Consider the following 14,745-nt stretch of genomic DNA (forward strand, 5'->3'; position numbering starts at 1 on the left):
ACTACTACTACTATTTGAGACATTATTTAAATGAATAAAAACTTCTTTTTAAAAAGATTTTTACTGTATGTGATTTTTGTTAGCACCAGTTTTATATTGCATGCTCAAGATCACATACAGTTTAAGAATTATACCATTAACGATGGTTTATCCCAAAGTTCAGTTTCTTGTATTATTCAAGATCAACTGGGTGCACTTTGGTTAGGTACACAAGATGGAATCAATAGGTTTAATGGAAAAAATTTCGAGGTTTTCTCAGCTGACCAAGGCTATGATATTTCTAATGGATACATCAATACCAGTTTTACAGATAGAAATGGAAATATGTGGTTTGGAACTTATAATGGATTAACTAAATATAATCCACGTTCGGTTAAATTTTCATCTTTTCAAGTAAAATCACAACAACGCCTCGAAATTCAATCTATTGCTGAAGATACTTATGGTCATCTTTGGATAGGTACTGCTTTTGGTAGAATTTTTAAATTTGATACAGACAGTCTTAAGTTTGAATTGATAGATGATACAATATTTGATTCTAGAATAATTGACATTAGAAGTAAGGATAATGAACTTATTATTGTAAGTGAATTTGAAGGAGTATTAATTACGGACTTTGCTTTTAGAAATAAAAAAGTTATTCTACCAAATATTAATAATAAAGAAGACTTTATTACTAACGGACTGATAGAATCACCTGAACATGAGATTGTTATTTCTACAAATGAAGGTGTTTTTTATTATGATAAAAACAGCAATTCCTTTCATATATTAGACCATCTATTCTCTCATTTGAGAGATGTGAATATTATTGATGCTATTTATCTTTCTCCTGATCGTTTATTTATTGCCAGTGAAAATTCGGGATTATTTCAAATTTCTAAAGATGAAAAGGATAGTGTAGTGGTATTGAATTATTCGGCAGATATTTTTCAAAAAGGTTCTTTAATCTCGAATAAATTAAGTGGATTATTTAAAGATAATCAAGGCGTTATTTGGATAACTTCACAACGTGGATTGAGTAGTTTTAATCCTGAATTTATTGGTTTTAAAGGTGTAGGAACTTCTGCAGATCTAAGTAAAGGTCTACCATCACAAAATATTTGGGGATTTGCTGAATCTAAAAACCAAAGGTATTTATACATCGCAGCAGACCATGGTGTTTCTAGTTTTGACCGAACAACACATCATTATTATCATTATTATCGTAGTTCTCAAGAAAACGATGATCATACCACATTAACTATTGAGGTTATTGATGAAAACATATTGTTGGTGGGGTGTATCGATGGTTTATATGAATTGGTTATTGATTCCGATGATCCAAATCAATATACATTTACCAAATTAATTCATGCTGCAGATATTCAGCGCGGATTTGACCTTATTTATACTATTCAACCTTATACGGAAGAACATACGTACCTCATTGGTACAAGAGCAGGTGTTATGTTATTTAATTACAAAGAGCGTTCATTCCATTATTTATTTCATCGACCACAAACTGAAAACACCATTAGTCCAGGACCCTGTCGTTTTGTGTTTAGAAAAGATGATAATTTTTATACCTCACCTTCTTCGGGAGGTTTGTTTCAAATTAAGTTTGAAAACGATGAATTAAAAGCATTTGCGCAACACGAATTTTCACCACTTAGTAAAGCTACAAGCGCTTATTTTTCCGATGTTTTTCAAGCCAATAATAAAGAGTTTTGGTTTGGTACAATGGGCGATGGTTTGTTTAAATATAGTATTGAAACAAAAAAAGTAATTAGGTATGATAAATCTAAAGGCTTACCCAATAATGTTATTTATGGTGTTGAAGCAGTCGAATTAAATCCTTTATATATATGGTTATCAACAAATAAGGGTGTAGTAGCACTGAATACTAAAGAAAACTTATTTTATACCTTTTCGGAGAAAGATGGATTAATGAGTAATGAACTAAATCTAGGCGCTAGTTTTTTATCCCAGAATGGCGAAATCTACTTTGGAGGAATCCAAGGTTTTAATTATGTTAAACCTTCTGAAGCTTTTCAAATCAATAAAAATATAAGGGTTTATTTCTCTGGTATAGAAGTAGAAAATGTACCTGTATTTCCTGAACAAGATGGTATTTTATCACAAAGTATTGCGTTTACAGATCGAATCACCCTTCCTTATAATAAACGAAGTTTAAAATTGCGGTTTTTCGCCAATGATTTAAGTAATCCAGACCGAATTGAGTATAAATATGTAATGTCTGGAGATGATGAAGTTGAAGAAGTTTTAGGTTCTACTAATGAACTACGATTTACCAGCATAGCACCCGGAGTTTATGAATTATATATTTATGCCAGAACAACGAATGGTAACTGGAATAAGTATCCTGCTCGTCTTACTATAGAAGTTGAAAGACCTTTCTGGATGAAATGGTGGTTTTATGCGATCTTTATTGTGGTGGTGACATTGTTTGTTATTTATCGTGTACGAAAAAGTATAGACAAAGAAAGAAGACAACAAGTACGTTTGGAAATGAAAATTGCTGAAAGAACTAGAGAACTAAGAAAGAAAAATGAGAAAATTCAACAACAAAAAAGTCGCTTAATATTGCAAACGGAAGAACTAGAAAGAGAAAAAGAAAAATCTGAACGACTATTGAATAATATTTTACCTAAAGAAACAGCCAGTCAATTAAAAAAAGATGGACGGTCTGCAGCACGTAGCTTTAGTAAAGTATCGATTATGTTTACAGATTTTGTTGGTTTTTCAAAAATAGCAGAAGAAATGTCTGCAAAAGATTTGGTCTCTATTTTAGATAGGCATTTTAGAAAATTTGATGAGATCATTGAAATAAATGACCTTGAAAAAATCAAAACAATAGGAGATGCCTATATGGCCGCGGGTGGGGTTCCCATTCGTAACAAAACTAACCCTATCAACACGGCTTTGGCTGCTGTGCAGATTAAATCTTATATGTTAGAACATAAGAATGCACAAATTAAAGCAGACCTACCATATTGGAAATTACGCATCGGAATTAATACAGGTCCTGTATCCGCTGGAGTAATTGGTACAAAACGTTATGCATATGATGTTTGGGGAAATACAGTAAACCGTGCACAACGTATGGAAGAATTGTGTGAACCCGGAAAAATAACCATCACTCAAGATACTTTTGACCATATTGAACCTTATTTTTTATGTAATAAAATTGGTAAAGTAAGGGCCAAAAGTGGAATCAAAATTATGACTTACGAAGTGGTTTCCATAAAACCTGAGCTTTCGGTGGATGGCAAAGGTATAGAACCTAATGAATCTTTTCATAAATTGGTTAACCTTCACCACTTTAGTAAAATTAATTACTACAAAGCAGAACGATTTATTCTTTCAAAACTTAAAAAAGAATTAAGTCCAAAGTTACATTATCATTCTCTTGAACATTCAATTGATGTAACACGACAGGCGGAAAGAATTGCAATTGGTGAGGGAATTACTGATGAAGATTTGTTTTTATTGAAATCAGCAGCTTCATATCATGATGCAGGATTTGTAGAACAATATGAGAAAAATGAGCCCATTGGGGCTAGGATGGCTGCAGAAATTCTTCCTAAATTCGGATATACAGAAGCACATATTGAGCGTATTAAGGAGTTAATCTACGTGACTTCTGTTCCGCATAAACCAAAAAACAATTTGGAAGAAATTATTTGTGACGCTGATTTAGATTATTTAGGGCGTGATGATTTCCATGAAATTGCAGATCGACTGCGCATGGAGCTTCGAGAACATGGAAAAATTGATAGTGATCGAATGTGGGATGAAATGCAAGTTAAATTCTTGTCGCAGCACAGGTATTTTACCAAAACATCTATAGATACACGTTTGGCTAAAAAACTTCAAAATTTAGAAGAGATAAAAGAAAAACTTAAGACTTATGATTACAAAGATTAAAACCTTTGTATCTAGAGTATTTTAACTGCGTTTAAACGAGGTATTAAATACTTTTTTGGTAACTAGTATACACATGATCAAAGGAAGTGCGTATAGCTTATTTTCTTCCCTTATTTAAGTTTTTTAAATTTATTGAAACAAAAAAAAGACCGTATTGAACGGTCTTTAATTTTTTGAATGTTATTTATTTATGAAAACAAAATACTACTTCCGTAAGGTGTTTCAATTGGATTCACCACGAGTGTAGGAATTTGAGCATCATTAGTAATCATATATTGTTCATAGTTTGAACCGAAAGCTCCTAGATAGTTACTTTTGTTTTGGTTCATAATAGCGATTAAATCAGCGTCTTTTTCAACCGCCAATTTCACTACTTCTTTATCAAAACCATTGCTTGGGGCTAAAGTTGCAGTCATTTCAATTCCACGTTCTTCAAAGAAACGTTTAGAAAATAAAATATTGGCGGTTACTTTATTTTTCAAGAATTCATCGGTTTCATTTGGTGTAATGACATGAACTCTAGATTTAAAGTATTTAGCCATAGAAGCAACAATCGCTAACTTTTGTTTGGTTTCTCTATGTAAGTCTAAAGGAACTACGATATCATCATATCCACTTTCACCAACTGATTTCAATTGTACAATAATGAATGGAACTGTTGAATGGGTAACTACTTTCAAAGCATGTGATCCAGCAATGTGTTGCCATCCTGAAGCACCATGAGTTCCCATGAAAATTAATTCTGCGTGATGTTCTGCAGCAAAATCTCCAATATCCTCAAAGATATTTCCTACTCTAACTTTAGGAATCAACTCAATTTTAGAACTTTTATGTGCTTCGACAATTTCTTTTAGTTTACTTTCTGCTTGAGAAATGTCTTTGTTTTTTGAAACAACATGAAGAACGTAGATCTTAGCACCTACTACTTTTGCAGTAATAATCGCATGGTTTAAAGCGGAATCTGCAACCTCTGAAAAATCGTGAGGAACGATAAAACTTTTGTCGGACATAATTAGTATATGGTTTATATAGTCTACTGCAAAAATACACAATTGTTTCAAGCAGTTACAATTTTTAGCAGTTCAATATAATTATTTATTTTGAAATAGACTTATAATCAAGAATTAAATTTAGGCATAAAAAAACCCTTAACTTTAATCGTCAAGGGTTCTTTGAGGTCCCGAGCGGATTCGAACCGCTGTAGATGGTTTTGCAGACCACTGCCTAGCCACTCGGCCACAGGACCATTTTATAGGACCGCAAATATACTAATTATTTTTCTTCTAAAAGGAATAATCTTTAAAAACAATAAGTGTCCTATAAAAATTGAAATCTAATTCGTTAGTTCTCAATGATAATTGCTACATCATCGACATCTCCACCTATAGGGGGACAATGTTTAATAACTTTAACTTTTGATGAATGTATACCTTTGATCTCTTGTTTCAAACGTTGCGAAATACGGTACCCAACATGTTCAATTAACTTTGACCGAATGGCCATTTCTTCCCGAACAATCGAGTTAATAGCAACATAATCTATAGTGTCTTCTAATTCATCAGAAGAAAAAGAAGCTGTAAAATCAGTTGTAATTGAAACATCAACCGTGTAGTGTCCACCGATTTTTCCTTCCTCATCTAAACAGCCATGAAAAGCATATAGCTTTATCCCGTTTACTTCAATTGTATGTTTCATTCTCAATTGTTCTTTTGAAAGTTATGCCTTTAGTCCTTTGATTGTTGGAATGTTATTTTTCATTCTAGATAAACTTTCCTCTTTTCCTAAAAGAGCTGCTATTTCAAACATACTCGGTCCCATTCCTTTTCCTGTTAAAACTAAACGAAAGGCAGGAAGAACTTTACCAATTTTTTGTTCCTTCTCTTCCAAGAAAGCTTTAAAACTCTTTTCAATGTTTTCAGCATCAAAAGTGTTTAGAGCTTCTAGTTTATTGGACCACTCCAACATTAATTCTTCGGCCAGTTCATTCCATTTTTTAGCTACTGTTTTTGCATCAAATTCTATTGGATTTTCAAAAAGGTATTTTCCTTCTGTATAGATATCTTCAACAAATGTAGCGCGTTCCTTCATTAATACACACGCTTGCTCTAAATAAGCATCTGCTACATTTTGCAATTCAGAACCTGTTTTTTCACGCAACATTTTTGCCAATGTAGTAGGAGACTCTGCACGCAAATATTGTTGTTGAAACCAATTGGTCTTGTCAGCATCAAATTTTGCTCCTGCCTTACTTACTCTTTCTAATGAGAAAGCTTCAATCATTTGCTCTAGTGAAAATATTTCTTGTGTCGTTCCTGGGTTCCATCCTAAGAACGCTAGCATATTAATAAATGCACCTGATAGATATCCTTTCTCTCGGTATCCTGAATACTTCTCTCCATCGGCTGCAATCCAGTCAATTGGAAAAACGGGAAAGCCTAAACGGTCTCCATCCCTTTTAGAAAGTTTACCATTCCCGTCAGGGCGTAACAAAAGAGGACAATGTGCAAATGTAGGAGCTTCCCATTCAAAAGCTTCATACAATAAAACGTGTAAAGGAGCTGATGGCAACCACTCTTCCCCACGAATTACATGCGTAATTTTCATGGTATGGTCATCTACAATGTTGGCCAAATGATAAGTAGGCATCCCATCACTTTTATACAATACTTTATCATCCAAATTATTGGTGTTGACCACAACCCAACCTCTAATTTTATCTTCAAAACGAACATCTTCATTACGTGGCATTTTGAAACGAATCACGTAAGGATCTCCATTTTCTAATCTTTTTTGAACTTCATCTTCTGGTAAAGTCAATGAGTTTTGCATCGATGACCTTGTTACAGAATTGTATTGCCAGTTCGGCATTTTCATTTGTTGCGCTTGCTTACGCATTTTGTCTAAATCTTCTCCCGTGTCGAAAGCATAATATGCTTTTCCGTTCTTAACCAGTTGCTCAGCATAAGGCTTGTACATTTCCTTTCTCTCGGATTGTTTGTACGGACCATAATCTCCACCAACACCCTGGCCTTCATCAGGAGTAATTCCGCACCATTTTAGCGCTTCTAAAATGTACTCCTCTGCTCCTTCTACAAAACGATTTTGGTCTGTATCTTCAATACGAATAATGAACGTACCATTATGTTTTTTAGCAAATAAATAATTGTATAAAGCGGTACGTACTCCACCCATATGAAGTGGTCCTGTTGGAGATGGTGCGAACCTAACGCGAACTGACTTATCTGACATAATCTTCTTAATTTTTAGGCAAAGATAATTGATTCCTTAGCCTTTATCCATTCTTCCTTCAAAAAAGAGTCTTATTTTATGTTTTTTTCTTTTTTTATACCTTAAAATGCCTAACGCCTATTTTGTTTTTTGATTTTTCGACGGTCCAATAGCAACATATCTCGCTTTTATCCGTTGATTATACCTGTATTAGTCCTACAATTCGTAATTTTATAGTTACATTATCTTTTGGTATTAATTACAGTGTAGAATGGGAACTTTTGATGATTTATTAACTCAGGTAGATGCGTTTATTCGTAAATACTACAAAAACTTAATGATTAAAGGGCTTTTGCTCTTTTTTATCATTTTCCTTTTTACTTTTTTAATTGTTTCAGGCCTTGAATATTTGGGACATTTTAACTCATTGATACGTGCGGTTTTATTCTTTTCCTTTCTTGCTTTGAACTCATACGTGTTGATTAAATATTTTATTCTTCCCGTCGCTAAATTGTTTTCTTTTGGCAAACGAATAAACAGATACCAAGCAGCCCAAATTATTGGTGATTTTTTTCCTCAAGTTAATGACAAACTATTGAACACGCTCCAGCTTCGTGATGCTACCGAAACAAATCCTCAGAATATTGAACTTATTCAAGCAAGTATACAGCAAAATGCGAGTCAACTGAATAATCTTACCTTTTCTTCTGCCATAGATTATTCTGCGAATAAAAAATTCTTAAAGTATTTTGTTCCGATTTTGTTGACCGTTGTTTTAATCGGAATTATGGTACCCAATTATTTTACTGAAGGTACTCAAAGATTAATCAAATACAATCAGGTTTTCGAAATCGCACCAGATTTTACTTTTGAATTGCAAAACGAAAATTTAGTCATAGAAGAAGGAAACGAAATAGAAATTAAAGTTTTACTCACCCCTCTTCCTGGGAAAGCATTACCTGACCGTGTTTATTTAGAAAGTGATGAAGGTACTTTTCTAATGAATAAAACAAGCAATAATGAAGCTGCTTATACCCTTAAAAACTTAAATAAAGATTTATCGTTTAACTTTAAAGCGACAAGAGCACAATCAGAACAACATTTAATTAAAGTTGTTAAACGTAGCTCTTTAGGTCATCTAAAAGTTGATATAACTTATCCCCAATACCTAAATCGTGCTAATGAAACAATAGAGAATCCTGGAGATTTAATTTTACCTGATGGAGCAAAACTTACATGGAATGGTTTAACGAAGAATTCTAAATCATTATCTGTTGTGCTTTCAGATTCCATCTATGAATTCATCGATAATCCTGGGTTTAGGTTTTCACATGTTGCAAGACAATCCTCAGATGTTCTTTTTATTTTAGAGAACAATGAACTTTTAAGTCTAGACACTAACTTATATCATATCGATATTATTAAAGATGAATATCCAAATATTACGGTGCAAAGTCGAACAGATTCCTTATCAAAAAACAAAATATATTTTAATGGTAATGTAAGTGATGACCATGGTTTGTCTCGTTTAGTATTTACCTATTCTATAGAAAAAGCTTCTGGAGAAAAAATCAACAAGAGCATTTCAGTTCCTGGAATTGATGGAAAACAATCTCCTTTTTCTATGACTTTTAATTTGGATGAACTAGGTTTAGAATTGAAAGATAGGGTTACGTATTTCTTTACTGTTTATGACAATGATGGGGTGAATGGATCGAAAGCTACGAAATCTAATGTGTTTCAATATGCAAGCCCTTCTTTAGAAGAATTACAAGAAAAACGCAGTGAAGAAAAAGATAAAGCAAGGGAAGATTTAAAAGATTTGATTCGCGAAAGTCAAGAATTTAAAGAACAAATGGAGCGTCTTAAAAAAGAGATTGCGAATTCTAAAAACACTTCATGGCAACAGCAGAAACAAGTCGAAAGTTTACAAGCACAGCAAAAGTCTTTAGAAGATAGAATTAAACAGATCAAGGATCAAATGAAATCTTCTTTTGAAGAGAAGTCTAAGTTGAGTCCAATGGATGAAAAGTTACTCGAAAAACAGAAGCAATTAGAAGAGTTACTCGACTCGGTAATGGATGAAGAATTAAAAAAATTACTGGAAGAACTTGAAGAGATGTTGAAAAACAATACAGATAAAAATGTATTGGAAAAAATGGAAAACGCTGAAATGTCTGCCGAAGATATGGAACGCCAATTGGATCGGACCATGGAAATGTTAAAGAAGATGGATGTTGAAGAGCGTGTTGAAGATTTACAGAAGTCACTTGAACAATTAGCTAATGATCAAGACCGTTTAAAAGAAGATTTAGACAATGGTTTAAATAAAGAAGAAGCTCAAGATAAACAAAAAGACCTAAACGAAAAGTTTGAAAAAGTAAAAGAAGACCTTCAAGAAATGTTGGATAAAAACAATGAATTAAAACGTCCTTTGTCTTTCGAAGGCATGGATGAAATGAGTGAAGAAATATCTGAAGATATGGAAGGCGCCAAAGAAGATATTCAAGAAGGTGATAATGAATCTGCCAAAGACAAACAGAAAAAGGCAAGTGAAAAAATGGAAGAAGCAGCTGCTCAACTACAAGCTCAAATGAAAAAAAGTCAGGAAGAGCAAGATGGTGAAGATTTAAAAGCAATGCGTGCCTTACTGGAAAACTTAATGCGACTTAGTTTTAATCAAGAAGAAAACATGTTGGCTTTTCAAAACACAGATATTTATGATCCATACTTCGTAACACTTGGACAACAACAACGAGGTATAATTGACAACTTGAATCCAGTGAAGGATAGTTTAAGAGCCCTTGCAGATCGTGTGCCTAAAATCTCCTCTTTTATAGAACAAGAATTAGGTGATATAGAAAAACAATACAGGTATATTCCATCTCATATTGGTGAACGAGAACATAGGCAATTGGCCACTAAACAACAATTTGCCATGACCGGAATCAATAATTTAGCCTTGTTTTTAAACGAGACTTTGGAAAGTGCACAACAAGCAATGAAGAGTCAGCAAGAAGGAAATGGTAGTTGCAGTAAACCTGGAGAGGGTAAACCCGGTCAAGGGAAACCTGGGAGTATGGAAGGAATGAAAGAGATGCTTAAAAAGCAGCTAGAACAAATGAAAAAAGGTCAAAATCCTGGAGGTCAGCAACCGGGACAAAAACCAGGTGGAATGTTACCAATGAATTCACAACAAGCCGCAAAAATGGCTGCTGAACAAAGTGCTATTCAGAAGAAGCTTCAAGAACTTAGAGAGCAAATGAATAAAGACGGAAGTGGTGACGGAAACAAACTCAACGACCTAATCAAGGAACTCGAAAAACAAGAAGAAGATTTGATTAATAAAAAATGGAGTCCTGAACTAATCGATCGTCAACAAGAAATTTTAACACGACTTTTAGAAAGTGAAAATGCAATGCGTGAAAGGGGACTTGATGAAGAAAGAGAAAGTAATTCAGGAAAAGATCAAAATATTGGTAACCAAATTGAGTTTTTGGAGTATAAGAAGCAGAAAGAAAAACAGATTGAGTTATTACGTACGCTAGATCCGTCATTTAGTAAGTATTACAAAGAGAAAGCAAACGCTTATTTTTTGAATGTTAATTAACTTTTGGTACGTCCTCAATCTCTGATAATATACTTTGATGGAAACAAGCTATAAAGAAATTGAGTCCGTATCATTCCCGTCGGACCTTAAAAATTTAAGGATTGCAGAAACATTAATAGACGATGTTTGCAAAAACTATGATGTACATGAAGATCATTATGGCAATATTTTGATTTCTGTAACAGAAGCAGTAAACAATGCGATTCAACATGGGAACTTAGAAGACAACTCTAAATCAGTAAGGATAAGTATTTTTGAAAATGAAAAAGAATTAAGGTTCACCATCTCCGATGATGGAGAAGGGTTTTCTTATGATAACCTCCCCGACCCTACTGCGCCAGAAAACATAGAAAAAGAAAGTGGTCGTGGAATATTCCTTATGAAGTCGCTTGCCGATGAAGTCGCTTTTGAAAACAATGGAGCTAAAGTGATCCTTACCTTTGTTACTAAGAAATGATTGAATTCGAATTCATAGAGGTTCCAGAAATAAACCTGGATTATATACAAGAATGGTTTATTAAGGTCGTGGAAAACGAAGGCAAAACTCTAAGTAATATAACTGTCGTTTTAGGATCGGATGATTGGTTATTGGAACAAAACAAATCCTTTTTAAAACACGATTATTATACCGATATTATCACTTTCGATTATTGTGAAATGGATTTTATTAGTGGAGATTTGTTGATTAGTATTGATCGTGTTAACGACAATGCGAAAAATTATAATGTTTCACGTGAAACAGAATTGAATCGTGTTTTAGTGCACGGATTGTTGCATTTGTGTGGTTATGGCGATAAAACTGAAAAAGAAATCGAAATAATGCGAAAAAAGGAGGATTACTATCTAACACTGTTGTAATTTTGTTCCACGTGAAACAAATGTGTTATGCTGAGAGATTATGATGTTATTGTTGTAGGTGCTGGACATGCAGGTTGTGAAGCTGCAAATTCAGCTGGGAAGCTTGGTGCTTCTACCCTTGTAGTTACAATGAATATGAATACTATTGCCCAAATGTCTTGTAATCCTGCAATGGGAGGTGTGGCAAAAGGGCAGATTTTACGAGAAATTGATGCTTTAGGAGGTGGGTCCGGAATTGTTTCAGATAAAACCGCTATTCAATTCCGTATGTTAAATATGAGTAAGGGTCCTGCGATGTGGTCTCCACGTACACAAAATGACCGTATGCGTTTTGCTGAGGAATGGAGGTTGATGTTGGAGTCTAATCCAAATGTTGATTTTTGGCAAGATATGGTTGTGGGTATAACAACAAAGGATGGTGTTGTGACGGGTGTTAAAACCAGAATGGGTATGGAGATTACAGGTAAAACTGTAATCTTAACCAGTGGTACTTTCTTAAATGGCGTTATTCATTTAGGTGAGAAACAATATGGAGGAGGTCGTGCTGGAGAAGGTGCATCAACAGGAATTACTGAAGATTTAGTTCGGTTAGGTTTTGAATCTGGAAGAATGAAAACAGGAACTCCACCACGTGTAGATGGAAGGTCTCTTGATTATTCTAAAATGGAATTACAGGGCGGTGATGAAATAACCAGTAAGTTTAGTTTTACTGATGAAACTGAAGCCTTAACGACTCAACGACCTTGTCATGTTACTTATACCAATCAAAAAACGCATGATATTCTAAGAACTGGTTTTGACCGTAGTCCAATGTTTAATGGAGCCATTAAATCTAAAGGTCCGCGTTACTGTCCGAGTATTGAAGATAAAATATCGCGTTTTGCCGAACGTGAACGTCACCAAATTTTTGTTGAACCAGAAGGATGGAATACCATAGAAATATATGTAAACGGTTTCAGTACAAGTCTACCTGAAGAGGTGCAAATGGAAGCTTTAAAAACAATTCCTGGCTTCGAGAAAGTAAAGATGTTTAGACCAGGTTATGCCATTGAGTATGATTACTTCCCTCCTACTCAATTAAAACATACTTTAGAAACAAAGTTGATTTCAGGATTGTATTTTGCGGGTCAAATTAATGGAACAACGGGATACGAAGAAGCAGCTTGTCAAGGTTTGATGGCTGGTATTAATGCCGCCCGTAAAGTTCAAGGTAAAGAGGTGTTTACTTTAAATCGCTCAGATGCATATATTGCCGTGCTAATCGATGATTTAATCACAAAAGGAACGGAAGAGCCGTATAGAATGTTTACTTCTCGTGCGGAGTATAGGATATTATTACGTCAAGATAATGCCGATTTAAGACTTTCTCCTATCGCTCACGCTATCGGAATGATAGGTCATGAACGTATGGAAAAAGTGAAGCAGAAGATAAACGATATCGAGTATGTAAAAAAGAAGTTGCTAAAAACTGGTGTAACACCTGATGAAGCAAATCCTGTATTAGAAGAACATGGTTCCTCGCCTATTAAACAACAAGTAAAGTTGACTCAACTCATTACGCGACCAAATCTTGGAATGAAACAAATGTTGAAAATGAGTTCGAAGCTTCGTGAACTAACAGATGGACTTTCTAAAGAAGTTTTAGAACAAGCCGAAATTCAGCTTAAATACGATGGGTACATTAGCCGGGAACAGGATGTTGCAAATAAGTTAAACCGTTTAGAAGATGTTACAATTCCAGAAGATATCGAATTTTCTAAGCTAAGTAGTTTGTCTTCCGAAGCTGTGAACAAACTCTCAGAAATTTCTCCTAAAACAATTGGACAAGCTTCACGTATTAGTGGAGTTTCTCCTAGTGATGTGAATGTTCTTTTGATATATTTGGGACGATAGTTTCACGTGAAACAGTTTAAATCATAGAAAATGAATTCCATTAAAAGTTGTCCGGTTTGTGAAAAGAACGATTTTAGTCCTTTTTTAGAAGTAACAGACCATATGATTACCAAAGAAAAATTCAATATTGTTGAATGTGATTCTTGTGGTTTTCATTTTACCAATCCTATTCCAGCAGCAGAAAAGATTGGTCAGTACTATAAATCTGAAGATTACATTTCTCATAGCTCTAGTAATAAAGGACTGATTAACTACCTCTATAATATTGTACGGGGAATCACTTTAAAACAAAAAGTCAAGTGGATTAAAAACGCTACTGATGGAAGAGAATTGTTAGATATAGGGTCTGGAACCGGTCATTTTCTAAAAGCCGTAAATAAAAAAGGATTTAAAGGAATAGGTTTAGAGCCCGATGCAGACGCTAGAGATTATGCGCATAAAAACAATGAAGTACGCAGTAGTTCACAAGAGGAACTGTACAATATTGAAAAGGATAGTTTTGACGTTGTTACTATGTGGCACGTCTTAGAGCATGTTTATGATCTTAGAAAAGATGTGCAAAGAATCAATGATATTCTAAGAACCGGAGGAAAGTTATTTATTGCTGTTCCGAATATGAATGCTCATGATGCAAGATTCTATAAAGAGTATTGGGCAGCCTATGATGTGCCTCGTCACCTCTACCATTTTAAACAAAACGATATTTCAAGATTGCTTTTAGATTTTGACTTTGATCTTAAAAAAGTCATTCCTATGAAATACGATGCGTACTATGTCTCTATGCTTTCTGAAAAATATAAAAAAAGAATAGCATTGCTTGGAGTGATACGTGGATTTATCTCTAATCGAAAAGCGAAAAAATATGGTTACTCAAGTCAAGTGTATGTTTTTGAAAAAAGGAATTAAAAATTATCCATTTTTTGAAATTATATTTTTTGAGATCCATTAAAGAGAATATGATGTTAAAAAACCAAGCGCGAGCTTGGTTTTTGCATTTTAAGGTTGTTTTTAGCGTGTTTTTTGTTTGTTCTGAAGGTTGGTGTTTAAAAAATAGAGATCAGAGATTTTTGATGGGTGTTTTTTTTGGGTTTTTCTCTCTTTTTTGAAAAATTAGATGCTTAACTTAACTTTTTGAGGCTTGCCTCATCAGACTCCAAAATTCAATTTGTACCTTTGAACATTATTTTATGGTTTCAAAATTACTATATGCTCAACCTATCTTCTAT

Annotated in this window: 9 protein-coding genes and 1 tRNA gene; 6 read left to right on the plus strand and 4 right to left on the minus strand. The window is 34.0% G+C overall.

The window, feature by feature from the left end:
* Positions 1 to 30 precede the first annotated feature (30 nt).
* Complete coding sequence (locus tag ACN0U3_RS01630) at positions 31 to 3,930, plus strand: adenylate/guanylate cyclase domain-containing protein (RefSeq protein WP_417264885.1); 3,900 nt, start codon at positions 31 to 33, stop codon at positions 3,928 to 3,930.
* A gap of 188 nt (positions 3,931 to 4,118) precedes the next feature.
* Here ACN0U3_RS01630 and ACN0U3_RS01635 read toward each other — a convergent pair whose 3' ends face one another.
* From ACN0U3_RS01635 to gltX, 4 genes are all read right to left on the minus strand, one after another.
* Positions 4,119 to 4,940 (minus strand): universal stress protein, encoded by an 822-nt coding sequence (locus ACN0U3_RS01635; RefSeq protein WP_299202512.1) that lies wholly within the window; start codon positions 4,938 to 4,940, stop codon positions 4,119 to 4,121.
* A gap of 165 nt (positions 4,941 to 5,105) precedes the next feature.
* Positions 5,106 to 5,176 (minus strand) — tRNA-Cys (locus ACN0U3_RS01640).
* 95 nt (positions 5,177 to 5,271) lie between these two features.
* Complete coding sequence (gene folB, locus ACN0U3_RS01645; RefSeq protein WP_417264886.1) at positions 5,272 to 5,625, minus strand: dihydroneopterin aldolase; 354 nt, start codon at positions 5,623 to 5,625, stop codon at positions 5,272 to 5,274.
* Between the two features lie 21 nt (positions 5,626 to 5,646).
* Entirely contained in the window at positions 5,647 to 7,179 is a 1,533-nt protein-coding gene (gltX, locus tag ACN0U3_RS01650; RefSeq protein WP_417264887.1) for a glutamate--tRNA ligase, read from the minus strand.
* A gap of 250 nt (positions 7,180 to 7,429) precedes the next feature.
* Here gltX and ACN0U3_RS01655 point away from each other — a divergent pair, with 250 nt between their 5' ends.
* Genes ACN0U3_RS01655 through ACN0U3_RS01675 form a run of 5 tightly spaced genes read left to right on the plus strand, consistent with a single transcriptional unit; the run spans position 7,430 to position 14,425 of the window.
* A complete protein-coding gene (locus tag ACN0U3_RS01655; RefSeq protein ID WP_417264888.1) occupies positions 7,430 to 10,768 on the plus strand; it encodes a hypothetical protein in 3,339 nt (1,112 codons plus the stop codon).
* 37 nt (positions 10,769 to 10,805) lie between these two features.
* Positions 10,806 to 11,225 carry an ATP-binding protein gene (locus ACN0U3_RS01660; protein WP_417264889.1) on the plus strand — a complete coding sequence of 140 codons (420 nt, stop codon included), beginning with the start codon at positions 10,806 to 10,808 and terminating at the stop codon, positions 11,223 to 11,225.
* Positions 11,222 to 11,626, plus strand: coding sequence for an rRNA maturation RNase YbeY (gene ybeY / locus ACN0U3_RS01665; protein WP_417264890.1), 405 nt, complete (start codon positions 11,222 to 11,224; stop codon positions 11,624 to 11,626). Before ACN0U3_RS01660 ends, ybeY begins: the two co-directional genes overlap by 4 nt.
* Positions 11,627 to 11,653: 27 nt before the next feature.
* The gene (gene mnmG, locus ACN0U3_RS01670; RefSeq protein WP_417264891.1) at positions 11,654 to 13,519 is read left to right on the plus strand and encodes a tRNA uridine-5-carboxymethylaminomethyl(34) synthesis enzyme MnmG; all 1,866 of its coding nucleotides are present in this window, start codon (positions 11,654 to 11,656) and stop codon (positions 13,517 to 13,519) included.
* 30 nt (positions 13,520 to 13,549) lie between these two features.
* Positions 13,550 to 14,425, plus strand: coding sequence for a class I SAM-dependent methyltransferase (locus tag ACN0U3_RS01675; protein ID WP_299202474.1), 876 nt, complete (start codon positions 13,550 to 13,552; stop codon positions 14,423 to 14,425).
* Positions 14,426 to 14,745 lie beyond the last annotated feature (320 nt).

Source organism: Brumimicrobium sp. (genome assembly GCF_048268645.1).
In the GTDB taxonomy this organism is placed as follows: domain Bacteria; phylum Bacteroidota; class Bacteroidia; order Flavobacteriales_D; family Crocinitomicaceae; genus Brumimicrobium; species Brumimicrobium ulvae.